Here is a 23,066-nt window from a genome sequence, read left to right as displayed (position 1 = left end):
GGCCGCGCCGACGGCCGGCCGGGGCTATCCGGCCCTGAACTTCGCCGCGAGCCGCTGCGCGTACGCGTACGGGCGGAATCCCCGCTCGTGCTCCACGTGATCGATGTAGTCGGCCGCGCCGTCGACCGCGCTCGCGAACGACCGCCCCAGGCTCCGCTGGACCAGCTTCTCCTCCACCAGGCCGCTCTCCACGCTGATTGCGATCATGTTCATGACGGCGAGCGTGTGGCCGATGCTGGTGAGCTCCTCCCGGGTGCACGTCCGCACCCCGTCCGCTCCCCGCCCGGCGAGACGGGTGTGGATGAGCCGGCGGCCGTCCCGGGCCCGCTGGGCGAGATAGCGCTCCTGGATCTCGAAGAGCATTCGCAGACGGTCTGCCCGGTCACCCCGCCGGAAGCCCCACAGGGCGATGACGACGGCGACGGCCGGTGAGGACAGTGCGAGTATCCACGTGGTCATTCGGGCGTTCCCCCCTGGCCCGGAGCGTTGAAGATCTCAGGCGGCAATTCGGTTTCTACGGCCGGTACTTCGGATTCTCCGGCCGGTACTTCGGGTTCTACGGCCGGGACCGGTGTCCGGCCCTCCCCGGCCGGTACCGCGGTTTCCCCGGGAGAGGCTTCGGCGCGCGGGGCGGGGACTTCGGATCCCCCGGCCTGCTCCACGCCGTCCTCGGCCACCACGGGTGTCCACTCGGGCAGGTACAGCGCGGATATCCTGACCAACGCGGTTGCCTGTTCGCGCAGTTCGTTCTTCAGCTTCTCGAACTGCGCGGTCACGACCTCCGGGTAGTCCGGCCGTTTCCTGCTGAGCCAGCCCATCGCCCCGGCCTCGTCGTTGGCGTCGATGAAGGCCTCGAACTCCTCGAACTCCTCCTCCGTCATCTCCTCGGCGAACGCCAGCCCGACCCGCTGCTCCAGCACCTCGTAGATGTAGCGGAGCATGAGCCTGACGTGGGGCTCCGCGAGGCCTCCCAGCCCGATCTCCCGCAGCAGCGCGTCGTCAAGGGTGATCATCGGGCCTCCCGTCCTTCCTCGGCTCGTCGTTCCCGGGAGGCGTCCGCTCGCGCTGGAGCCACCGCCTCAGCACCTGTTCCCACGCGTGCACGTGGTCGGTCCCGGGGGCACCCTCGCTCGGCCACGGCGTGAGCGGTTCCTCCCGGGGCATCTCCCTGGACTGCGGCGGCACTTTGCCCGGCTGCTGCGAGGCCTGCCGGCGACGGGCCTTCTGCCAGAGCCTGACCTCCAGCTTCAGCTTGCGCGCCCGTGCCTCGTCCTGGGCGCGGAGGTCTTCGCGGCGGCGCCAGTAGCCCTTCTCGATCATCTGCCGACGGATGTGGTCGTACTGGTCCGGGAGGCCGGTGTCGGAGTCGGCGTCGGTCATCGCCAGCGTGAACGTGCGCTGTTGCTGGCCGAGGAGGACCTGCGCGGTGGCCCGGTGGAGACCCGGATTGAGCAGGCGTTTGACGTCGACGTCGAAGTCCTTGGCGAGTTCCGCGGCGTCCCGGTGGGACAGCCCGAAGACGATGCGGTTGGCCACATTGCCCAGGATCGCGCTGATCAGCTGTTCCGAGGACGAACCCGTGAAGCGCGAGAAGGAGTTGAGCTGGTAGAGGTTCTGGTGGGCCAGGACCAGTCCGAGGCCGAACTTGCGGGCCTCGGCCACGATGTCCTCGAAGCCGCCGAGCGAGAAGGCCTGGAACTCGTCCACGTACATGAAGAAGGGCTTGGACGTTCCCTCCGGCTGCCGCCAACGCCGGTACACCGTCTGCCGGATGTGCTCCTGGATGAACCCGCCGAGCAGTGCCGCCGACGATGCGCTCATCTCCCACTCGGGAATCTTGACGAGCACCACCCCGCCGTTGTGCACGAAGCGGCTGAGCGAGACGGTCGACTCCCCGCTGGCCAGCACGTGCCGCAGCGTCCCGTCCTGTTCCATCTCACTGAACTTCGACAGGGCCCAGTCGAGCAGCTCGGCGAAGTCGGAGCCGCTCTGCTTGTCGAACGTCTCCCACCGCTCCCGCAGGCCTGGCACGTCCCGCAGCAGATACTGCACCCACGACTTGACCTCGTTGTTGCGCAGGATCGTGCCGACGTCCAGCACCGACGCCGGACGGATCGGGTACACCGCGTGCGTGGCCGAGGCGAGCACCAGCCTGATCATGCTCTCGAACCGCGGCCCGTAGAAAGTGTGGTGGGACTGCCGCACCATCAGGCCGATGAACCGCTCGATGGCCAGGTTGCGTTCGTTGGCCGACTGGACGTCCAGGTCCAGGGGGTTGAGCACCGGTAGGTACTCGGGGTCGCCGAAGTCCAGCAGCAGCACCTCGCCGTCCCGGGTTCTGGTGTGCCTGACCAGGTAGTCGACGAGGTCGCCGTGCGGGTCGATGACCACGAGGCCGTGGCCGTCCATGATGTCCTGTCGGGCGAGGTTCTTCAGCAGGTTGGTCTTGCCCGATCCGGTGGGGCCGAGAACGTAGGTGTGCCGGAGCCGGGCGATCCGGTCCAGCCGCACGTCGAGCCAACGGTCCTCACGGGTCCCCTCGGTCCGCGCGGTACCGAGGAGCAGGCCCTCGGTGGGGAGCGCGGGCGCGGGGACCGGGACGCTGGCTTCCCGCCGTGTGTCGAGTCCGCGTGACTCCATCCGACCATAGGGGGGATGGAAGATCCGCAGGATCTCCGAGGGTGTCATCCGCGGCGCGTTCTCCGGCGCGGCTCCGGGCGCCAGGGGCTCCCGTGCCTCGTCGCCGCGCACGATGTCGAACGGCATCGACCGGAAGAGCCAGTTGCCGATCGCCCACAGCACCGAGTCCGGAAGCGCGTCCGCGGAGCCGACGTGGACCAGGAGCGTGAGATTGCGCCGCTCGTCCGCCTCCTCCCGGGCGGCGCGCTCCAGGAAGGCCGCGGCGTCCCGCTCGTACGCGGAGAAGAACCCGGTGGGCTCCGCGTGGTGTGCCGCCGTGGCGAAGGCGTTCAGCACGGCCTCGGCCGGCGAGGGCTCACGCTCCTCCTCCCCGTCGCCCTTTCCGAGCCGGCGGCACGTCATCTGCACGGTGACCGGCACGCGAAGGGTGCGCAGGTAGTCGACGAGGGTGCTCCAGTCCTCCCGGATCCAGGGGACCGCCTCGGGGCGCAGGCGCAGCTCCACGACCGTGTCGGCCTCGAGCGTGCCGTTCTCCGGTCCCGCGCTGACGTCCCAGGTGCTGCGGAACGCGGTGGCGAGCTGCTGGCCGACCCCCTCGCCGAGGTCCTCCAGCGTGTCCGCCTCCGTCGACTCGGTCATGCCGATCACGTCGAAGAACGGAGCGAGATGTCCCTTCGTCTGCCGCGCCGTGTGGGTCTGGTAGATGAGCCGTACCGTGTCGTCGTCGGCTGCCGAGAGGGTGCGCAGCGCGCCGAGCTGCTGCTCCAGACTCCGCACCGCGTTGTCGGAGCCGTAGGAGCCGAGGCGGACGCTGTAGAAGAGGGAGAAGCCGTCGTTCTCCTCCTCCGCCGAGGCGGCGGTGGCGCCGTCGGACGCGCGCCCCTCGTTCTCCCTGGTGACCAGCGGCGAGTCACGGTGGGCGGTGCGGATCTGCGCGGAGAGCCGGCTGCGCAGGGTGCGGCCTCTCTCGTAGTAGAGGCTTATCCCCTCGGGCAGGTCGGGATTGCTGTCCGGGTCGATGAGGTGGTGCCACTCCCGGAGCAGCTTGCCGAGGACCTCGTACTGCAGCTCCGCCTCGGACTTGACGTCGGTCAGGATGACGTGGCCGGTGAACAGGTCCAGGTCCAGCTGGCTGCTGAGGGTTCCGGCGTTGCGACGCAGTTCCTCCACGGCGCTGAGCAGGACGGGTGTCTGCGGCGACATGCCCTGCAACCGTGCTTCGGCGACGCTCAGGAGCTCGTCGTAGTCGCCGAAGTTGAGGCCGGTGAGGGTGAGGTCGGCCAGTTGCCGGGTCAGCGAGCTGCGCGAGCCGCCCGGGTCGGTGGGGGAGGGGTCGTCGTAGACCAGGGCGGCGCGGTGGACCAGCCGGTTGCCGGGCTCGATGGTCTGGGTGGGCGTCTCGCCGAACTTCTCGTAGTCCACGACGACGATGGACTCGCCGGGCGGCAGAGGATCGGTCCCGCGTCGCTCCATGTCGAGGAAGAATCCCTGGAGCTGAGGCGCGAGCACCGCACTGCCGCCCTGGACGGAGTGGTTGGCGAAAGCGACCGCGAAGTTGCGTGGCGTGCGGATGAAGTCCTCGGTCGGCTTGGTGAGGGCCGACACCAGAACGAGGTCGGGCGTGGGGACTTCGGTGTCGAAGGTCCGGGGCGCGTTGACGTAGTCACGGCACACGGCCAGACCCACGTCACGCGTGAACCTGCCCTTGCGGAACTCGACCCTGGCGGTGCCCGAGCCGCGCTCCATCACCTCGTTGGTCGCCCGGTCGCGCTTGGTGACGAGCTCGATGGTGTTCGCGTCGACGTAGACGGCCGCGTTGCGGCCTATCTCCTCCGCGGCGTTCTCGAAGCCGAGTTCCTGGAGCGTGCGGGCGTCCTCGGGGCGCAGGGTGCCGAGGCCGGCGAAGACGGCGAGCCGGCTGCGGAAGCCGTGGACCAGGACAGGCACCAGCGCGGCGGGCACGAGGGCTTCGGGCAGGACCGCGATGTCGACGTCGCGCCGGACGCAGAACTCCAGGATCTGCTTGAGCTTGCGGTCCAGTTGTTCCTGCCGGTAGCGGCGGAACTGCTTGATCACCGACTGGGTGCGGTGACGTGTCGGCTGGTGCGCGTCGATCGGCCCGCTGCGCACGGAGAACCTGGCCTCGGCCGCCTGGTTCGTCTGCCGCCAGTCGATGAGGGGCTCGTCGGGAAACCAGCGTTTGTTGTTGCTGCTCTCGGTGTTGGGCGTGTAGTCGAGCTGGACGGCGGCGATTCGGAGCACATGGTCGGGAACCCTGGACGCCGGTCTCGACGAGTTCTCCGCCATCTGCCACCTCGGGGTTGCCGGACGCGGGCAGGGGAGCAGGGTCGCCGCGTCGGCACGTCGCTCAGCAGTGGAAAGTCTCCCCCTCTCGCATAGTAGCCCGGAACAACTCAATGGAGCCTGTGTTGTCTCATGTGGGATCTGTGGCGCGGAAGCCTCGAAGATCATCAGCTGGACAAATGTGCCGTGGGGACGGCACGCCTTTGGTGCGCGTAAGAGAGACATCGAGCCGTGGCGGCGGGGCCGGCGAACTCGCGGTCCGCCATGAGGCCACCGCCCTCGTCGCCGCCGTCAACGAGTGGTCGTGACGTACTGGTCCGACGACAACTCGTACACCCGTACTCGACGACCGTGGGCGGGACTGACGGTCTCACGGGCCGGACGCATCCCCAGTTTGGTCATGATCCGCTCGGAGGCGTCGTTGCCCACTTGGGCGATGCTGACGATCCGCTCCAGCCCTCGCTCTTCGAACCCGAAGCGCACAGCGGCTCTCGCGGCCTCGGTGGCCAGGCCCTGTCCCCAGTGGGAACGTCCCAGCCGCCAGCCGACCTCGACCGCCGGCAGTACCTCCGGCAGGAAGTGGGGTACCGAAAGGCCGGTGAACCCGGCCAGCTCGCCGGTGGACCGGATCTCCACGGCGAACAGGCCGAAGCCCTGTGACTCCCACTCGCTCTCCCATGCCTGGATACCGCCGCGAGTCTGCTGTTCGTCACGGACACCACCGTCACGGATCCACCGCATGACCTCGGGGTCGGCGTTGACGGCAGTCATGGGCGCGACGTCTTCCTCGCGCCAGCGACGCAGGATCAGACGGGGAGTCTCAAGCGTGGTCATCCAGACATTGTGGATCGCGACCGGGCTCTCCGCCACCCTCACCAGGCGCTTTCGACACGCCCTGGGGCCTTTCTTCCGGATCAGGCCGGCTCCGGTCTGCGGTGCCTTCTGGCCGACCCGAGCGGGGTCTGGTGCGTGCAGCTGCAAGGCGGAGGAGGGAGTCGACGCGGCGCGATGGGGGTCCCTCCCTGCTCGAGCGAAGCCGAGAGCTTGGGGGAGAGTGACGACAACGCCGCTGGGGGTACCCCCTGCTCGCAGAGCTTGGGGGAGTGCGTGCCAGACCCCGCGCCCCCGGCAAGATCTGGAAGGGAGGCTCTAGGCGAGCGGCGGCAGGTGCGCCGCGTCCGGGACGGGGAACAGGGCGCGCGAGGCGGCGGCCTGGCGTGCCGTCACGCGCTGGATGACGACGATCGCCAGGGCTCCGGCGGCCAGTTCGAGGGTTTCGGCGACGAGGAGGAGTACGAGCGATGTCTCCTTGTGCAGCCAGGTCACAGCGGTCGCCACCAGCACGTGTCCGGTCCAGGCCGCCCACCAGACGTTCACCAGGGTCCGGTCGCGCCCCTCGGGCTTGCCGGGGGCACCGTGAACGTCGAGGACCAGTTGACGTGGAACCCAGAGGTTGACGACCGGGATCAGCCAGGCGATGACGGCCCAGCCCGCGGAGCCGGGAAGGGGTGTGAGGGAGAGGAGTTCGGCGTTGCGCCGGCACCGGGAGAACCACACCAGGAACAGGACCGCCGCGAGGAACGTCACGCTGACGATCAGCCGGGGCATGAGCCCGGCCGTGCCGGGCGACGCCTCGTGCGGATGCAGCAAGCGCGCCCGCAGGGTCACCACCCGGTCGATGTCCGCGACGGCTGCCACGGCGATGGCCGCCTGGGCGGCGCGGGCGAGCGGCCACAAGGCTCTGACGGTGGGTGTGGACATGGTGGGACACCTGTCTGTCGGGGCGTCACGCGCGGGCGTGGCGCGGAGGAGCGGGCGTGCGGAGGAACGGGCGTGCGGACAGGCGGGAGTGCGGGGGTCACGAAGGCCATGGAGGTCCCGGAGGCCCCGGAGGGCATGGCGGAGGTCACGGGAGCCGAGTCCGAAGATCGGAGGACGAGATCATAGGGCAGGCGGCCCGACTCGCTCCCCCCGCCGGTGGCGTACTCGCACGCCAGGCCTCTGACAAGGAAAGATGAGCCCGAGCTTTCGAACACACCGATGCGAAGGAACGGACTCATGCCGCATGAGCGAGCCGGCCGGCCGGCCGGTCCCGAGGACCTTGTCGACGTGGCCCGGCTGGTCACGGCGTACTACGCGCTGCACCCCGACCCGGCCGACCCGTTGCAGCGGGTCGCCTTCGGCACGTCGGGACACCGGGGTTCGTCCCTGACCAGTGCCTTCAACGAGGACCACATCGCCGCCACCAGCCAGGCCATCTGCGAGTACCGCGCCCTCCAGGGCGTGGACGGGCCGCTGTTCCTCGGCGCCGACACCCACGCCCTGTCGGAGCCGGCGAGGGTCACCGCCCTGGAGGTGTTCGCCGCCAACGGGGTCACCGTGCTCATCGACAGCGAGGACGGATACACCCCCACCCCCGCGGTCTCGCACGCGATCCTCACCCACAACCGGGGCCGTACCTCGGGCCTCGCCGACGGAGTGGTCGTCACCCCCTCGCACAACCCGCCCGGTGACGGCGGCTTCAAGTACAACCCCCCGAGCGGCGGACCGGCCGGCTCCGAGGCGACCTCGTGGATCCAGGACCGGGCCAACCAGATCATCGCCGACGGCCTCAAGGACGTACGGCGGATTCCGTACGCCCGCGCGCTCGCCGCGCCCACGACCCGGCGCTACGACTTCCTGGGCACCTACGTTGGCGACCTGCCGAGCGTGCTGGACCTCGACGCCGTCCGCTCCGCGGGCATGCGCATCGGAGCCGACCCGCTCGGCGGGGCGTCCGTCGCCTACTGGGGCCGGATCGCCGAACAGCACGGCCTCGACCTGACGGTGGTCAACCCGCACACCGACCCGACCTGGCGGTTCATGACGCTGGACTGGGACGGCAAGATCCGCATGGACTGCTCCTCGCCGTACGCGATGGCATCCCTGATCGAGCAGCGCGACCGTTTCCGGATCGCCACCGGCAACGACGCCGACGCCGACCGGCACGGCATCGTCACTCCGGACGCGGGTCTGATGAACCCCAACCACTATCTCGCGGTGGCCATTTCGTACCTGTACCGGCACCGCGACCAGTGGTCCGAGGGGGCCGGCGTCGGCAAGACCCTCGTCTCCTCCTCGATGATCGACCGGGTCGCCGCCGACCTCGGCCGCCGGCTCGTCGAGGTGCCGGTCGGGTTCAAGTGGTTCGTGGACGGACTGGTCGACGGCTCCCTCGGGTTCGGCGGCGAGGAGTCGGCCGGCGCGTCCTTCCTGCGCCGGGACGGCTCGGTGTGGACGACGGACAAGGACGGCATCCTGCTGGCCCTGCTCGCCTCGGAGATCACCGCGGTCACGGACCGGACGCCGTCCGAGCACTACGCCGACCTGACCGCCCGCTTCGGCGCCCCCGCCTACGCGCGCATCGACGCCCCCGCCACCCGTGAACAGAAGGCGCTGCTGGGCAAGTTGTCCCCTGCCCAGGTCACCGCCGACACCCTGGCGGGCGAGGCGGTCACGGGCATCCTCACCGAGGCGCCCGGCAACGGCGCTCCGATCGGCGGCATCAAGGTCACCACCGCCAACGCCTGGTTCGCGGCCCGCCCTTCGGGCACCGAGGACGTGTACAAGATCTACGCAGAGTCGTTCCTCGGCCCCGACCACCTCGCCCAGGTGCAGGAGGAGGCCAAGGCCGTGGTCGACAACGCGCTCGAGGGCTGACCCCGGGTGAGCGTGCGGCGGCCTCCGCGCGGGGTGCGTGGCGGCCGCCGCAGTGCGGGTCGGATACGGGGCGGCGTGGTCGGTACCGGTCGCGTTCGGATGCGGCCGTGGTCAGCCGTCCGCGCTCAGTCCCGTCCGAGCTCAGTTCTGTCCGAACTCAGATCCTTCCCCGCTCAGTTCCGTCCGTGGTGTCGCTCCAGACGGTTCAGTACGGCCTGCGCCATGGCCGCCTCGCCCTTGGCGTTGGGGTGGGCGGGGGCGGCCGGGGACGCCGGCTGGAGGGGTTCGATCCAGCGGTCGGCGGGCGCCTTGCACATGTCGTGGCCGGCCGTCGGGCCGTAGGTGTCGACGTACTCCACCCGGTTCCACGCGGCGACCAGCCGCAGCATCAGGTTGAGCCGCTTCTCGGTGTCCCGCAGATAAGGGAAGTCCTGCCGGGCGAACGGCACCGAGGGGAAGCAGCCGCTGCCGTCGTCCGGCAGCAGGTCCGGGTAGCCCACGAGGAGGATCCGCGCGTGCGGCGCCCGGTCACGGACGGCCCTCAGCACGCGGTCGATCTTCGGCGCGGTCTGCGCGACGGTGAGCGCCAACTGGTCGTACCCGGAGGCGTTGTAGAAGCGCTCGCACGGATTGCCGGCGGGGTCCTGGGCGACGAGGCGGGCGCAGGTGCCGATGATCGATCCGAAGCCGACGTCGTTGCCGCCGATCTGCACGCTCACCAGGTCGGTGTCGCGGCCCACCGCGTCGAGCTGGGGTCCGTTCGTCCCCTGCGCCTTCCACATCTCGTTCGTCGTGGCCCCGGAGCAGCTGACGTCCTTGAACGTGGCGACCCGCTGGTCGGCTGCCACCAGTGAGGGGTAGTTCCGGTCCGAACGGGCGCAGTTGGCGTCCACCTGAGTCGGTACGAGGGGCGCGGAGGTGTAGGAGTCGCCGAGGGCGGCGTAGGTGAGGCCGTGGCCGTGGCGGTTGTCGGAGGAGTGCGCGGTGGCCGGGGTGGTGGATGCGGCGACGAGGGCGCAGCCCCCCAGTGCCGCCCCCAGTACGGCGGCGCGCCGCCTGCCTCTCGCCATGTCTCCCGCACGCGTGTCGTTCGCCATGTAATCCTCCCCCTGAGACCGGAACGCCGTGCCGAGCCCACCCCGGACGAGGGGCGCTCGGGCGTTCAACTGGGCATGTATACCGCCCGGTAGGTGTCGCGGACCAGAAGCGGGAACCAACTTCGTACCCGGGCGCGGGCGGTGCGGCGGACGGTCGCGGGACTTCGGGTGAGCGGGTCGGTGCACTTTGGGGAGGCGGAGCCGGAGGGCTCCCGCGGAGAGCCGGGGAACCCTCACCACTGGGCCGGAAAGCGGCGGTTGGCCGAAAGGTTCCCCGGTTCACAAGCGGTGGCACGCGTTCCGGCCGCCCGCGGGGGTCGTCTCCGCGCCAATGCCGTCCGGTGACCCCACCGGCCCGGTGGGCCCCCCGGCGCCTCGGACCAACCGCCCGCGGCTTGCATGTATGCAATTCGCGGGCCGTCGTCACGGATTCACCGCACCGCCCGCACGGCGCGGACGCTTTCGGCCGATCGGTGTGCGGGACCCCGGCGGCGGGGCAGACGTCGCGCTCACCGCGTGCCTAGCCTCCCGGGCCATGCGATCACCTCTGCTGAGACGCCTCGGTCTCACCGCCGTCCTCGCGTTCGCCCTCGCCCTCTTCGGTCTGGCGCCGAACGCCAGTGCCGCGGACCCCGCGCCGGCCGCGCTGACCTTCACCGCCGACAGCGCCACCACCACGCCCGGCGGCACGGTGAACCTGTCGATGACCCTCACGAACAACAGGACCTACGACGTCTGGTTCGTCTACCAGACCATCGACCCGACCTGGCTCACCACCCAGCGCCCCGACCTCAAGTACAGCTTCACCGGGTGCAGTCTCGCCACCGCCGCCGGCAGCACCCCCTGTTCCGGCACCGGCCCGGCCAACCTCGGCGGCGACTACGGCGCCACCATCCCGCCCGGCCAGAGCCGCACCGTCACGCTGACCCTCCAGGTCGCCCCCGACTCCGGCTGCAACGGCAACATCGGCTTCTACTCGTACTTCTACGCCGAGTTCAGCGACAGCTCCAACAGCAGCGGCGGCCCCGTCTACACGCCGGAAACGCGCGTGCTCTGCTCCTGACGGTCCGGTCCCGGCCCAAACCGCCCCCGGTCCGGCTGACCGGAAACGAGCGGTCGGGCCAGGAGGGCGCCCCGTCTCGGTCACGGACATCCCGCCCGGCGGACCACAGCGGTCCGCCGGTGCGTCGTCCGGGGTCGGTACCAGCAGGTCGGAGCCGTGCGCCGGTCGCGAACCCGCTGCGCGAAGGCGAGGGGAAACCGGCCCATCGGGTTCCCTCGGGACATCGATGGACACCTGCGCTTTTCCGTCAGGTTTCGTAACTCGACCACAAAAGCTACACAGAGGCATCACCATGTGACGCAACGGATGTGTGGACGACTGGCTTCTGAGGGGGACGCCGGCGTCGCGCAAGGGGGTGCGTCCGCTCCATGGGAGCAGTGCTCACCCCTGCCCTGGGGAGGGGACTTCACCGCATGAAGCGGACGATTCGCACCACCGTGCTGTCGGTGGGCGCGCTCATAGCCGCGCTCGGCCTGCCGGCCGGTCCGGCCCAGGCCGGCACCACGGCGCCCCGTGTCGACCTGAGAGTCCTGCTGGTGAGCGACGGCGGCCCGGCCACCGACGCCATCGCGGCCGAACTCGACACCGCCGGAACGCCGTTCACCAAGGTCGACCTGACCCGGGCCGACCGGCCCACCATCGACGCCGGATTCCTCTCCGACACGGTCGACGGGCGCCCCCGCGCCAAGTACCAGGCGGTGGTGCTGCCCAACGACAACCCGTTCGCCGCCGGCTCCGCCGAGATGGCCGCGCTCACCGCCTACGAGCAGACCTACGCGATCCCCCAGGTCGACGCCTACACCTACGCCCGCCCCGAAGCCGGCCTGCAGTACCCGGTGTACGGCGGCTACTCCGGCAGCATCGACGGCGTACAGGCCCAGGTGACCGCCGCCGGCCGGGCCGGCGCCTTCGGCTACCTCGACGGCGCGGTCCCCTTCGAGGACAACTCGCCCACCGTCGGCGAGAGTTACGCCTACCTTTCGACCCCTGCGGCCGGCGCCGACTTCACCCCGTACGTCCAGGCGCCCATCCCGGGCACCTCCCAGCAGGGCTCGCTCGTGGGGGAGTACCGCCACGACGGGCGGCGTGAACTCGTCGTCACCTTCGTCTACAACCAGTACCAGCAGCAGTTCCGGCTGCTCGCCCGCGGCATCGTGGAGTGGATGACCGGTGGCGTGCACCTCGGCGCCTCCCGCAACTACTTCGCCGTGCACGTCGACGACGTGTTCGCTGCCGACGACCGCTGGGACACCCAGCTCAACTGCACTCCCGGCGACGTCGACTGCGTCAACGGGGCCGGCACTCCCAGCCCCATCCGCATGACCCCCGCCGACGTCGACCACGCCACCGCCTGGCAGAGCGCGCACCACTTCACCCTCGACCTGGTCTACAACGGCGCCGGCAGCGTCGACCAGCGTGCGGACAACGACGGCGTCGACCAGTTCGCCGACAGGGTCATCGCCGACCGGAACCAGTTCCGCTGGGTCAACCACACCTACACCCACGCCTTCCTCGGCTGCGAACAGAACACCACCGTGGTCCCCTGGACCTGCCAGACAGGCGTCGGCGGCGGCACCAAGTGGGTCAGCCGCACGGCCATCGACGACGAGATCGCCACCAACCGCGCCTGGGGGCAGGCGGCCGGACTCCCGCTGCAGAACGACGAGTTGGTCACCGGCGAGCACTCCGGGCTGAAGATCCTCCCGCAGCAGCCCGCCGACAACCCCAACCTCGCCCCGGCCCTGGCCGACAACGGCATCGGCTGGCTCGCCTCCGACAACTCCCGCGACCCCCAGCAGCGCCGGGTGGGCCCCGCCACCACCGTCTCCCGCTACCCGATGAACGTCTTCTACAACGCCGGCCGGACCACCGAGCAGGTCGACGAGTACAACTGGCTGTACACCAGCCGCGCCCAGGGCGGCAGCGGCATCTGCGAGGACAACCCCGCCACCAGCACCTGCCTGCCGGCACCGCTGAACACCAGTACCGGCTACGGCGATTACATCGTGCCGCTGGAGACCCGTATCGCCCTCGGCCACGTGCTCTCGGGCGACCCCAAGCCGCACTTCATCCACCAGTCCAACCTCGCCGAGGACCGCATCGCCTACCCGGTCCTGGACGGCGTACTCGACGGCTACGACGCCCTGTTCGCCGACGACACCCCGCTGGTGAACCTGCGGATGAAGGACATCGGCGGCGAACTCCAGCGCCGCGCCGCCTGGAAGAGCGCCGTCGACGCCGGTCAGGTCACCGCCTACCGCATCGGTGACACCGTCACCGTCCAGGCACCCGACGGCGTCGCCGCCACCGCGACCCTGCCCACCGGCACCACCCTCGGCGGCACCGCCTTCGGCAGCGCCTACGCGGGCGCAAGCTCCGGCTGGACCGCCGCCTCCGGCACGACGCGCACCTTCACCCTGCCCTCCTCCGCCCTGTCACCCGCCGCCCGCGCGGCCAGGACGGCGCAGCGGGCCACCACACCCGCGCCGGACGCCAAGGTCCCCGCAGGAGTGACCGAGCAGGTCCCGTACGTTCCGGACAACTGAACGGCGCACCGACCCGCAGTCCCCGGCCGCCACCCGCGGCCGGGACCGTCACGACCACCCCACACCTCGGCCGTGGAGCACATCGATGCACGTTCACGACGGCGCGCGCGGCTTCGGCGCGACGCGCGTCACCCTGCTCACCGAAGGCACCTACCCGCACAGCCATGGCGGTGTGAGCGTCTGGTGCGACCAACTCGTCCAGGGCATGCCCGACCTCGACTTCGACGTCATCGCCGTCACCGGCACCGGACGCGAACCCGTCGTCTGGGACCTGCCCGGCCATGTCCGCGCCGTGCGCGCCGTCCCCATGTGGGGCGCGCCGCCCGAGGGCCGGCCGCCCCGGGGCCGCGCCCGCAACCGGCTCACCGCCGCCTACGAACGGTTCCTGACCGCCCTGCTCGACCCGTGCGCCGAGGACGGATTCGCACCCGCCCTGTACACGATGGCCAGGGCCGCCGCCGACGGTACGCTCAGCCCGTTCCTGCGCGGAGACCAGGCCGTCGCCCTCCTCGCCGCCGTGTGGAACCGGTCCGGCCTCGCCGTCCGCGAGGCGCGCCCCACCCTGCACGACGCCGTCACCGCCACCGCCCTGCTGGAACACGCCCTGCGGCCCCTGGCCGCGCCGCCACCGCAGGGCGGCGTCGCCCACGCGGTCAGCGGCGGCGTGGCCGTCCTGCCGGGACTCGCCGCCCTGGAGCGGTACGGCGTCCCGCTGCTGCTCACCGAGCACGGCGTCTACCTGCGCGAGCGCTACCTCGGCTACCGCACCGCCCCGTACCGCTGGCCGGTGAAGGCCGTGATCCTCGGCTTCTTCCGGCTGCTGGCCGAGGAGAGCTACCGCCGGGCCGCCCTGATCACCCCCGGCAACCGCTACAACCGGCTGTGGGAGGAACAGGGCGGCGCCGACCCGAGCGCGATCCGCACGGTCTACAACGGCGTGGACCCGGCCGCCTTCCCGCCGGCCGGACCCGAGCCCGCCTCGCCCACGCTCAGCTGGGCGGGCCGCGTCGACCCCATCAAGGACCTGGAGACCCTCATCCGCGCCTTCTCTCTCGTCCGGGACCGCATACCCGGGGCCCGGCTGCGCCTGTTCGGTGGCACACCCCGGGGCGGCGAGGCCTACCGGGAGCGCTGCGAGGCGCTGGCCGCCGAACTGGGCCACGCGGACGCCGTCACCTTCGAGGGGCGCGTCGACGACATCAAGGACGCCTACGCGGCCGGCAACGTCGTGATGCTCTCCAGCATCAGCGAGGGCTTCCCGTTCACCCTCATCGAGGCCATGTCCTGCGGCCGGGCCACCGTGTCCACCGACGTCGGCGGCGTACGCGAGGCCGTCGGCGACACCGGGCTCGTCGTCCCGCCCCGTGACCCGGCCGCGATGGCCGCCGCCGCCCTGGACCTGCTCGCCGACCCGGTCCGGCGCCGGGCCATGGGGGAGGCGGCACGGCTGCGCGTGATCGAGCAGTTCACCCTGCGCCAGACCATCGACACCTTCCGCTCCATCTACCTCGAACTGCCCACCCGTGCAGAAACGTTTACGGCGCTGCCGGCGGCGGAAGCGCCCGCGCAGGACGTCGTCACCGGCGCCGGGAGCCTGGCCGGATGAGCGGACCGATGGCCCTCGAACCGGGCGGAGCCGAAGGGGACACCCTGGCCCTCCGCCTCGCCGGCCCGCCCGCGCGGCACCGCCGCGGCGACGACCACACCCTCGCGCTGCGGCTGCCCGGACAGGCCGCCGGCGAAGAAGTCAGCCGGCTGGCGGCCGAACTCGCCGACCGCATCGGCCCCGCCGTCCATCCCTACGAGGTCGCCGCGCTGCTGGAGGCCGAGGGACTGACCGCCGACGTGATCGGGCAACGATACGGCCACCCCGACCTGTTCTCGCTCGCCACCGCCCTCTACGAACAGGTACCCCGCACCTTCCCCGAACCGGCGCCGACGGCCGACCCCTGGCGTCCGGACACGGTCCGCTGTCTCCTGCGCGGGGTTCTGTTCGCGCTGCCCGGGCTCGCCTATCTGCTCACCGCGCCCCTGTGGCACCCGGGCCGGCACGCCGCCGGACTGATCGTGGCGGGACTCGTCTCCTGGGCGTGGGGACAGGCGCTCGGCCACCGTGCCCACCTGCGGATGGCCACCGGGCGGCGCGAGGCGGCCGGCACCCTGCTGGCCGGTGCGCCGCTGGGCGCCGCCCTCGCCACGGCCGCCGCCGCCTTGTCGGGCGCCGTCCTGCCCTGGTCCGTCCTGCGCGGGATCGTCCTGTCCGGCTCGGCTCCGCGGGGTTCCGCCCTGCCCGCCGGGACCGGAGCGGCCCTCCTCGCGGTGGCGGCACAGTCGCTGTATCTGGCGGCGGCGGGCGTCCTGCTCGTCCTGGCCCGCGAGCGCCTGCTCCTCGCAGCGCTCACCCCGCTGATCGCCGGCGCCGCCGTACTGCCGTGGTGGGAACCGGGCCACGCCCTCCGGGCCGCCCTGGCCCTGACGGCACTCGCCGCGACACTCGCCGCCACCGGCTGGGCACTGCGCACCGCCCGCACGGCCCCGGCCGTGCCCGACGCCAGGCGGCCCGGACTGCCACGGTCCCTGCCGTACGGGCTGTTCGGGCTGGCCGCCGGCCTGCTCGTGCTGCTGGAGGGGCGGCGGGAGCCGTACGCGGTGATCGTGCTGACCCTCAGCATGGGGCCGGCCGAGTGGCTGCTCTACCGCTACCGGGGACTGTCCGTCGCCGCCCTGCGCGCGGCCGCCACCCCCGCCGGATTCCTGCTGCGCTCCACCGGCGTCCTCGGCCTGTGCCTGCTCGCCTACCTTCTCCCGCTGCTGCCCGCCGCCCTCCTGACCGGCGCGGACCCGGCCACCCTGGTGCTCCTCGCCGCCACCCTGTGGACCGCGCTGCTCCTCCAGGCCTTCGGAGCGGCCTGGCCCCCGGCCGTGATCTGCCTGGCCGCGGCGGCCACCGCAGCGGCGGCCCTGCTGCTGCGGCAGCCACCGGGCACCGCCGCGCTGCCACTGTGCTGCGGCGCGGCCGAACTGTGCCTGCTGCTCTGTGTGCTGCGGCTACTCGGCCGCCCGGCACGGCACGCCTGACGCGTCCGCCTCTCGTACCGCACCCGCTCGTACCGCACCCGCTTGTATCGCACCTGTACGCGCCACATCCGCTCGTCCCGCACCTGTTACCGCCACACCTGCCCGCACCGCACGTGCTCGCGCCACACCAGTACGCGCCACACCAGTACGCACCACACCAGTACGCACCACACCTGTACGCACCACACCTGTGCAACCAACCGGAAGGACACCCGAGTTGACCTCCGCACCGCTCGCCGCCGTCACCGGAGCCGAAGGCTTCATCGGTTCGCACCTCACCGAGACCCTCGTCGCCTCCGGGTACCGGGTCAGAGCCATGGCCCAGTACAACTCCTTCTCCTCCTACGGCTGGCTGGAGACCCTCGCCCCGGACGTCCTGGACCAGGTGGAGATCGTCCTCGGCGACGTACGCGACCCCGGCTCGGTCCGCGGCCTGCTCGAAGGAGCCGACGCCGCCTACCACTTGGCCGCCCTCATCGCGATCCCGTACTCCTACCGGGCACCGCACAGCTACGTGGAGACCAACGTCACCGGCACCCTCAACGTGCTCGAAGCCGTCCGCGCCCTCGGCACCCCCCGCCTGGTGCACACTTCCACCAGCGAGACCTACGGCACCGCCCAGGCCGTGCCGATCACCGAGGACCACCCCATCAACACCCAGTCCCCGTACGCCGCTTCGAAGGCCGGCGGGGACCGGCTCGCCGACAGCTACCACGCCAGCTTCGGCACCCCCGTGGTCACCCTCAGGCCCTTCAACACCTTCGGGCCACGCCAGTCCATGCGCGCGGTCATCCCCACCGTCATCGGCCAGGTCGCGGCGGGGGAGCGCACGATCACCCTCGGAGACCTGCGCCCCACCCGCGACTTCACCTACGTCAAGGACACCGCGCGGGCCTTCCTCGCGGTCGGCACCGCGCCCGCCGAGAAGGTCGTCGGCCGCACCTTCAACGCCGGTACGGGCGGCGAGATCTCGGTCGGCGACCTCGTCGCGCTCATCGGCAAGGTCATGGACACCCCGCTCGACGTCCGCGCGGACCCCGAGCGCGTCCGGCCGGCGAACTCCGAGGTGATGCGGCTCGTCGCCGACGCCTCGCGGCTCGCCGCGGCCACCGGCTGGCAGCCCGGCCACACCCTCGAACAAGGCCTCGCGCACACCGTGGAGTTCTTCCGCGACCCGGCCAACCTGGCCCGCTACAAGACCGGCATCTACAACATCTGAACCGCACCGCCCCGTCCGCACACCCGCAACGTCCCTGAAGGAGGAATCCCATGCACGCCGTGATCCTGGCGGGAGGCAAGGGCGTCCGGCTGCGCCCCTACACCACCGCCCTGCCCAAGCCGCTCGTCCCCATCGGCGACCAGCACGCCATCCTGGAGATCGTGCTGCGTCAGCTGTCGGCCGCCGGCTTCGACCGCTGCACCCTCGCCATCGGGCACCTCGGCGAGATCATCCGCGCCTACGTCGGCGACGGCTCCCAGTGGGGCATGAACGTGGACTACGCCACCGAGGAGAGCCCCCTCGGCACCATGGGCCCGCTGCTCTCCCTGCGCGACCGGCTGCCCGAGACCTTCCTCGTCATGAACGGGGACGTGCTCACCGACCTCGACTACGCCGACGTCCTGCGCCGGCACGAGGCGTCCGGCGCGCCGCTGACCATCGCCACCTACGCCCGCAAGGTGCACATCGACTTCGGAGTGCTCACCACCGACGCGAGCAAGGTCGTCGCCTTCACCGAGAAGCCCAGCATGGACTACCGGGTCTCCATGGGTGTCTACGGCCTCAGCCGCGCCACCCTCGACGGCTACACCCCCGGACTGCCGCTGGGCTTCGACGAGTTGGTCCTCGACCTGCTGCGGACCCGGAACCCGCCGCACGCCTACGATTTCGACGGCTACTGGCTCGACATCGGCCGCCCCGACGACTACGACCGGGCGAACGCCGAGTTCACCACCCGCAAGTCGCTTCTGCTCAAGGGAGCCTGAGTACCACATGCGCATTCTCGTCCTGGGCGGCACCGGATACCTGGGCCGCCACGTGGCCGAGCGGCTGCGCGCCCTCCCCGGCGCGCAGGTCCTCGCCGCCGGCCGCTCCGCCGCCGCCCGGTACCCCGTCGACCTCGCCACCGACCCGCCGGAAAAGCTCGCCAGGACCCTGACCGCGGCCGCACCGGACGCCGTGGTCAACTGCGCGGGCGCCACCGGCGGCGATCCGGTGACCCTCGCCGAGGTCAACGCCCGAGGGCCCGCCGTACTGTGCGCCGCGCTGCGCGAGGCGGCGCCCACGGCCCGCCTGGTCCACCTCGGCTCGGCCGCCGAGTACGGGCCCGGCGCGCCCGGCACCCCGGTGACCGAGGCGGCACCCGCCTGCCCGGTCACGCCGTACGGCGTGACCAAGCTGGCCGGCACCGTCGCGGTGACCTCCGCGGCCCTCGACGGTGTGGTGCTCCGCGTCGGCAACCCGGTGGGCCCCGGAGCGCCCGTCGCGAGCCTGCCCGGACGGCTCGCCGCGCTGCTGCGGACGGCGGGGCGGGCACCCGAATCCGCCCTGCGGCTGGGCGACCTGTCGGCCCACCGCGACTTCGTGGACGTACGCGACGTCGCCCGGGCGGTCGCGCTCGCCATCACCACCCCCGGGTCCCTGCCGCCCGTCCTCAACATCGGCGGCGGAACGGCCGTACCCGTACGCGAGCTGGTACGGGGACTCGCCCGCCGCGCGGGGTTCCGGGGGCGGCTGGAGGAGAACTCCGGCGGCTCGGCGCGCTCCGCGCGGGTGTCGTGGCAGTGCTCCGACATCACCGCCGCCGACCGCGCGCTCGGCTGGCGGCCCGCACACGGCCTGGACGACTCCCTCGACGCGCTGTGGGCCGCCACGACCGAGAGGGGGTGCGTGCCGTGACCCTGCTGATACCGCTGTACGTGCATCCGGCCGAGGACCCCGGCGCCTGGCACCGCCTGATCACCGCCGCCGCCCGCACCCACGCCGTCGTCCTCAACCCCGCGAGCGGCCCCGGTACCGGCCCCGACCCCGCCTTCACGGCCGTGGCACGCGCCCTGCGCGCGGCCGGCGCCCGGCTGCTGGGCTATGTCGACACCGACTACGGCGTACGGGAACACGCCGACATCACCGCGGACGTGCGCCGCCACCAGGAGTGGTACGCGGCCGACGGCTGCTTCCTCGACCGGGTCACCGCGACCCAGGAAGGCCTGCCCGCCTGCCGACGTCTGGTCAGGGACGTACGACGGCTCGGAACCGGGCCGGTGGTCCTCAACCCGGGCGTCCACCCGGCACCCGGCTACCTCCGCCTTGCCGACCTGACCGTCACCTTCGAGGGCCACTGGTCCACGTACGTCTCGGCGTTCACCCGACCGGCCTGGGCGGCACGCCACCCGCCCGACCGGATCTGCCACCTCGTCTACGGCGTACCCGAGGCCCTGGTGCCGCTCGCCGTGCGCACCGCACACGAACGCGGCGCCGGCGTCTGTGGACCGGTGACGGGCGAACCGCCCAACCCCTGGGCCGAGTTGACTCCCGCGCTGGTGAGGGCGGGGGAGTGAGCGAAGCAACCGGTGTGGAAAGCTGCCGGGGTCAGCTGTCGCACCGCCCAGGGAGGCCCGCCGCATGGCCGTCATCCACCGCACCACCCTCACGCCCACCAAGGTCGAACTCCTCACCGCCTGGCTGCCCACCCGCCCCTGGTACCGGGGCGGTTCCGGCGCGCCCGCGCTGGAGCGGTCCGGCGGCTTCCGGCTGGACGACCCGGAGGGCGAGGTCGGCATCGAGTTCATGGTGGCCACCGACACCTCCACCCCCGCACCTACCGCCTACCTGATCCCGCTCACCTATCGCGGCGTGCCGCTGGAGGGAGCCGAGCACGCCCTCATCGGCACCACGGAACACGGAGTGCTGGGCAAACGCTGGGTCTACGACGGCTGCCACGACCCGGTGCTGACCACCGAGCTCCACGCCCTGATCGAGGGGAGGGCCCGGGCCATGGCGCAGAGCATCAGCGACACGCCCGACCGCGAGGTGACCCGCTCGTACACCGGTGAGCCCCTTCCGGGCACGGCGTTCACCCCGGACCCCGTCGACGACGAACACGGCACCCGCATCCCCGCACCCCATCACACGACCCTGCGCGTCCAGCGCGTGCTGACGCCAGTACCCGAGAACCCGCCGCTGCCCGCGCCGGGGGCTGCCGGCCATGTCGCGAGCGGCTGGCCGACCCCGGACGGCACCCGCCTGCGGGCGGTCTTCATGGTGCTGGACGCGGACTGATCCGACTTCAGGAGCCGGGAGCCGGGAGCCGGGAGCCGGGAGCTGGGGACTGGGAGCCCGGCCCCGGCGCAGCTGAGCCTTCCCGGTCCCCGGGTCTCCGAGCCGTCCGGGTTCCCGGGTCCCGAGCCCTACCGGCCCGGCGCATCGAGGCCTTCCAGGCCCCCTGCGGTGCTTTTCGCCGCCTGCCCCTCACCCCTTTCGGCATCAGGAGCACGATCCCCCACTTCCCTTCCCCTTCTGGCATGCCCTGTTCAAATCTGTCACTCTTTCGGCAGTCCCCGCCCTGACCCCATGAGGGCGCGGCGCAATCGAGAACAGCGATCACGCAACCGCAATCCACGGCCGCCCCGGTGAACCCCCGCCGGCCGGGCGGCCATCGAGCAGGCCGGGATCCCGGCCGCCGCAAAGGAGCAGCGTGTGAGATCGACCCCCCACAGGGCACTCGGCACCGGCGCGCTCGTCGTCGCCGCACTGGCCGCCCTCTCCCTCCCCGGCACCCCCGCCGCCGCCCGGACCGCCCCGGCCCCCGTGGCCGCCGCCTGCACTCCGGCGCAGGCGGTCACCAACGGCGGCTTCGAGAACGGCACCTCGCCCTGGACCCCGTCCTCGTCCGGCGTCATCACCAGCCGCGCCGGCGAGAGCGCCCACGGCGGAACCGCCTACGCCTGGCTCGACGGCGTCGGCAGCACCCACACCGACACGCTCTCGCAGAGCGTCACGATCCCGAGCGGCTGCAGCACCGCGACGCTCAGCTTCTGGCTGCACATCGACACCGCCGAGACGACCTCGTCCACCGCCTACGACAAGCTGACCGCCAAGGTCGGCGGCACCACACTCGCCACCTACTCGAACCTCGACAAGAACACCGGCTACGTACAGAAGTCGCTGGACGTGTCGTCGTTCGCGGGCCAGACCGTGACCCTGTCCTTCACCGGGACCGAGGACTCCAGCCTCCAGACGAGCTTCGTCCTGGACGACATCGCCCTCGACACCTCCGGCGACAGCACCCCGCCCCCGGCCGACTCGACACGCACGCCGGCCACACCCTCGTACACCGTGAACCTGAGCAGCGACACGAACGGCTTCGTCTGGAACGGACACGAGAGCGTGTCCTTCACCAACGCCTCCGCCACCGCGCTGAACGAGGTCTACCTGCGGCTGTGGGACAACTACCACGGCACCTGCTCGGCGATGCCGATCGCGGTCACCAACGTCACCGGCGGCACCGCGGGTGCCCTCTCGGTGAACTGCACCGCCCTGAAGATCACCCTGCCGGCCCCGCTGAACCAGGGGCAGAGCGCCACCATCGGCTTCGACCTCGGCATCACCGTGCCCAGCGGCGCCGACCGGTTCGGCCACGACGGCGCCTTCAGCTTCATCGGCAACGCCCTGCCCGTCCTCGCGGTGCGCGACGGCGCGGGCTGGCACCTCGACCCGTACACCAACAACGGCGAGTCGTTCTACTCCCTGGCCGCCGACTTCAAGGTCACCCTCGACCACCCCACCACCCTGCTGGTCCCGGCCACCGGCACGTCGACCGACACTCCCGGCTCCAGCGGCCGTACGGTCACCACCGCCACCGCGTCCAAGGTCCGTGACTTCGCCTGGGGCGCCGGGCCCTTCACCAAGATCTCCGGCACCTCGGCCGCCGGCGTCCCGGTGAACGTCTACTCCGTCTCGGGCATCAGCTCCTCCAGCGCCCAGTCCATGCTGAGCACCGCCAGGTCCGCCGTGGACGCGCACGCGGCACGCTTCGGGGCCTACCCGTACGGCGAGCTGGACGCGGTCATCGACAACAACTACTGGTTCGGCGGCATGGAGTACCCCGGCTTCGTCCTCGACCTGGTCAGCACCACCGCCCTCACCCACGAGATCGCCCACCAGTGGTGGTACGGCATCGTCGGTGACGACGAGTACACCAGCCCCTGGCTGGACGAGGCGTTCACCGACTACGCCACCGACCTGGCGCAGGGCAAGACCGGCTCGGGCTGCTGGTCCAGCGTCTCGTGGGCCTCCAGCGCCGAGAAGATCACCAACTCCATGGCCTACTGGGACGCGCACTCCACCCGCTACTCCACCGTCGTCTACGGCTACGGCAAGTGCGCCCTGCACGACCTGCGCCGCCTCCTCGGAGACACGGCCATGGCCACACTGCTGAAGAACTACGCCACCGCGCACTGGTACGGCGTCTCGACCACGGCCGAGTTCAAGGCCGCCGCCCAGGCCGCCACGAGCACGGATCTGACCTCCTTCTGGACCCAGCACCGCATCGACGGCTGACCCCGCCCGGCCGGTCGTGGGCGGCGCCCCCGCGGCGTCGCCCACGACCTCTCGCGGACCGCCCTCCGTCCACCCGATCGGCC

General features: G+C 71.6%; 17 protein-coding genes. 11 read left to right on the top strand and 6 right to left on the bottom strand.

The features are described 5' to 3' along the window. Positions 1–24: 24 nt before the first annotated feature. From OIB37_RS02475 to OIB37_RS02455, 5 genes are all read right to left on the bottom strand, one after another. A complete protein-coding gene (locus OIB37_RS02475; RefSeq protein ID WP_330455831.1) occupies positions 25–459 on the bottom strand; it encodes a DUF4760 domain-containing protein in 435 nt (144 codons plus the stop codon). Further along, positions 456–1,013: a DUF5663 domain-containing protein gene (locus OIB37_RS02470; RefSeq protein WP_330455830.1), complete on the bottom strand. Its 558-nt coding sequence runs from the start codon at positions 1,011–1,013 to the stop codon at positions 456–458. The genes OIB37_RS02475 and OIB37_RS02470 overlap by 4 nt, the downstream gene beginning before the upstream one ends. Beyond that, positions 1,000–4,902, bottom strand: a complete 3,903-nt coding sequence (locus OIB37_RS02465; RefSeq protein WP_330455829.1) for a type IV secretory system conjugative DNA transfer family protein — start codon at positions 4,900–4,902, stop codon at positions 1,000–1,002. The genes OIB37_RS02470 and OIB37_RS02465 overlap by 14 nt, the downstream gene beginning before the upstream one ends. Before the next feature lie 333 nt (positions 4,903–5,235). Further along, positions 5,236–5,778 (bottom strand): GNAT family N-acetyltransferase, encoded by a 543-nt coding sequence (locus tag OIB37_RS02460; protein ID WP_330455828.1) that lies wholly within the window; start codon positions 5,776–5,778, stop codon positions 5,236–5,238. Positions 5,779–6,093: 315 nt separating this feature from the next. After that, positions 6,094–6,705: a DUF4328 domain-containing protein gene (locus tag OIB37_RS02455; protein WP_330455827.1), complete on the bottom strand. Its 612-nt coding sequence runs from the start codon at positions 6,703–6,705 to the stop codon at positions 6,094–6,096. 297 nt (positions 6,706–7,002) lie between these two features. Here OIB37_RS02455 and pgm point away from each other — a divergent pair, with 297 nt between their 5' ends. Then, entirely contained in the window at positions 7,003–8,643 is a 1,641-nt protein-coding gene (gene pgm / locus OIB37_RS02450; RefSeq protein WP_330455826.1) for a phosphoglucomutase (alpha-D-glucose-1,6-bisphosphate-dependent), read from the top strand. Between the two features lie 173 nt (positions 8,644–8,816). Here the strand turns inward: pgm and OIB37_RS02445 are convergent, their stop codons facing one another. Further along, the gene (locus OIB37_RS02445; protein WP_330455825.1) at positions 8,817–9,740 is read right to left on the bottom strand and encodes an SGNH/GDSL hydrolase family protein; all 924 of its coding nucleotides are present in this window, start codon (positions 9,738–9,740) and stop codon (positions 8,817–8,819) included. A gap of 535 nt (positions 9,741–10,275) precedes the next feature. Between OIB37_RS02445 and OIB37_RS02440 the strand changes: the two genes are divergently transcribed. The 10 genes from OIB37_RS02440 to OIB37_RS02395 all read left to right on the top strand — a co-directional run bounded on the left by OIB37_RS02440 (position 10,276) and on the right by OIB37_RS02395 (position 22,983). Continuing rightward, positions 10,276–10,803, top strand: a complete 528-nt coding sequence (locus OIB37_RS02440; protein WP_330455824.1) for a hypothetical protein — start codon at positions 10,276–10,278, stop codon at positions 10,801–10,803. A gap of 413 nt (positions 10,804–11,216) precedes the next feature. Then, entirely contained in the window at positions 11,217–13,349 is a 2,133-nt protein-coding gene (locus OIB37_RS02435) for a hypothetical protein (protein ID WP_330455823.1), read from the top strand. Between the two features lie 85 nt (positions 13,350–13,434). Continuing rightward, a complete protein-coding gene (gene pelF / locus OIB37_RS02430) occupies positions 13,435–14,955 on the top strand; it encodes a GT4 family glycosyltransferase PelF (protein WP_330455822.1) in 1,521 nt (506 codons plus the stop codon). Beyond that, complete coding sequence (locus tag OIB37_RS02425; RefSeq protein WP_330455821.1) at positions 14,952–16,427, top strand: hypothetical protein; 1,476 nt, start codon at positions 14,952–14,954, stop codon at positions 16,425–16,427. The genes pelF and OIB37_RS02425 overlap by 4 nt, the downstream gene beginning before the upstream one ends. A 217-nt stretch (positions 16,428–16,644) precedes the next feature. Further along, positions 16,645–17,646 carry a GDP-mannose 4,6-dehydratase gene (locus OIB37_RS02420; RefSeq protein ID WP_330455820.1) on the top strand — a complete coding sequence of 334 codons (1,002 nt, stop codon included), beginning with the start codon at positions 16,645–16,647 and terminating at the stop codon, positions 17,644–17,646. A 50-nt stretch (positions 17,647–17,696) separates the two neighbouring features. After that, on the top strand, positions 17,697–18,410 hold the full coding sequence (locus tag OIB37_RS02415) for a nucleotidyltransferase family protein (RefSeq protein WP_330455819.1): 714 nt from the start codon (positions 17,697–17,699) through the stop codon (positions 18,408–18,410). A 7-nt stretch (positions 18,411–18,417) separates the two neighbouring features. Further along, positions 18,418–19,323 (top strand): NAD-dependent epimerase/dehydratase family protein, encoded by a 906-nt coding sequence (locus OIB37_RS02410; protein ID WP_330455818.1) that lies wholly within the window; start codon positions 18,418–18,420, stop codon positions 19,321–19,323. Beyond that, a complete protein-coding gene (locus tag OIB37_RS02405; protein WP_330455817.1) occupies positions 19,320–19,982 on the top strand; it encodes a spherulation-specific family 4 protein in 663 nt (220 codons plus the stop codon). The genes OIB37_RS02410 and OIB37_RS02405 overlap by 4 nt, the downstream gene beginning before the upstream one ends. A gap of 64 nt (positions 19,983–20,046) precedes the next feature. Beyond that, a complete protein-coding gene (locus OIB37_RS02400; RefSeq protein WP_330455816.1) occupies positions 20,047–20,703 on the top strand; it encodes a maltokinase N-terminal cap-like domain-containing protein in 657 nt (218 codons plus the stop codon). 417 nt (positions 20,704–21,120) lie between these two features. After that, entirely contained in the window at positions 21,121–22,983 is a 1,863-nt protein-coding gene (locus OIB37_RS02395; RefSeq protein WP_330455815.1) for a M1 family aminopeptidase, read from the top strand. Positions 22,984–23,066: the final 83 nt, after the last annotated feature.

Source organism: Streptomyces sp. NBC_00820 (assembly GCF_036347055.1).
In the GTDB taxonomy this organism is placed as follows: Bacteria; Actinomycetota; Actinomycetes; order Streptomycetales; family Streptomycetaceae; genus Streptomyces.
This window is presented reverse-complemented; position numbering and strand designations above follow the sequence as displayed.

What these genes read in the sequence shown, in the direction of transcription:
- OIB37_RS02470 (WP_330455830.1), bottom strand. Translation starts at nt 1,013, where the DNA reads ATGATCACCCTTGACGACGCGCTGCTGCGGGAGATCGGGCTGGGAGGC.
- OIB37_RS02400 (WP_330455816.1), top strand. Translation starts at nt 20,047, where the DNA reads ATGGCCGTCATCCACCGCACCACCCTCACGCCCACCAAGGTCGAACTC.
- OIB37_RS02445 (WP_330455825.1), bottom strand. Translation starts at nt 9,740, where the DNA reads ATGGCGAACGACACGCGTGCGGGAGACATGGCGAGAGGCAGGCGGCGC.
- OIB37_RS02455 (WP_330455827.1), bottom strand. Translation starts at nt 6,705, where the DNA reads ATGTCCACACCCACCGTCAGAGCCTTGTGGCCGCTCGCCCGCGCCGCC.
- OIB37_RS02460 (WP_330455828.1), bottom strand. Translation starts at nt 5,778, where the DNA reads ATGACCACGCTTGAGACTCCCCGTCTGATCCTGCGTCGCTGGCGCGAG.
- pelF (WP_330455822.1), top strand. Translation starts at nt 13,435, where the DNA reads ATGCACGTTCACGACGGCGCGCGCGGCTTCGGCGCGACGCGCGTCACC.
- OIB37_RS02435 (WP_330455823.1), top strand. Translation starts at nt 11,217, where the DNA reads ATGAAGCGGACGATTCGCACCACCGTGCTGTCGGTGGGCGCGCTCATA.
- OIB37_RS02425 (WP_330455821.1), top strand. Translation starts at nt 14,952, where the DNA reads ATGAGCGGACCGATGGCCCTCGAACCGGGCGGAGCCGAAGGGGACACC.
- OIB37_RS02415 (WP_330455819.1), top strand. Translation starts at nt 17,697, where the DNA reads ATGCACGCCGTGATCCTGGCGGGAGGCAAGGGCGTCCGGCTGCGCCCC.
- OIB37_RS02440 (WP_330455824.1), top strand. Translation starts at nt 10,276, where the DNA reads ATGCGATCACCTCTGCTGAGACGCCTCGGTCTCACCGCCGTCCTCGCG.
- OIB37_RS02475 (WP_330455831.1), bottom strand. Translation starts at nt 459, where the DNA reads ATGACCACGTGGATACTCGCACTGTCCTCACCGGCCGTCGCCGTCGTC.
- OIB37_RS02410 (WP_330455818.1), top strand. Translation starts at nt 18,418, where the DNA reads ATGCGCATTCTCGTCCTGGGCGGCACCGGATACCTGGGCCGCCACGTG.
- pgm (WP_330455826.1), top strand. Translation starts at nt 7,003, where the DNA reads ATGCCGCATGAGCGAGCCGGCCGGCCGGCCGGTCCCGAGGACCTTGTC.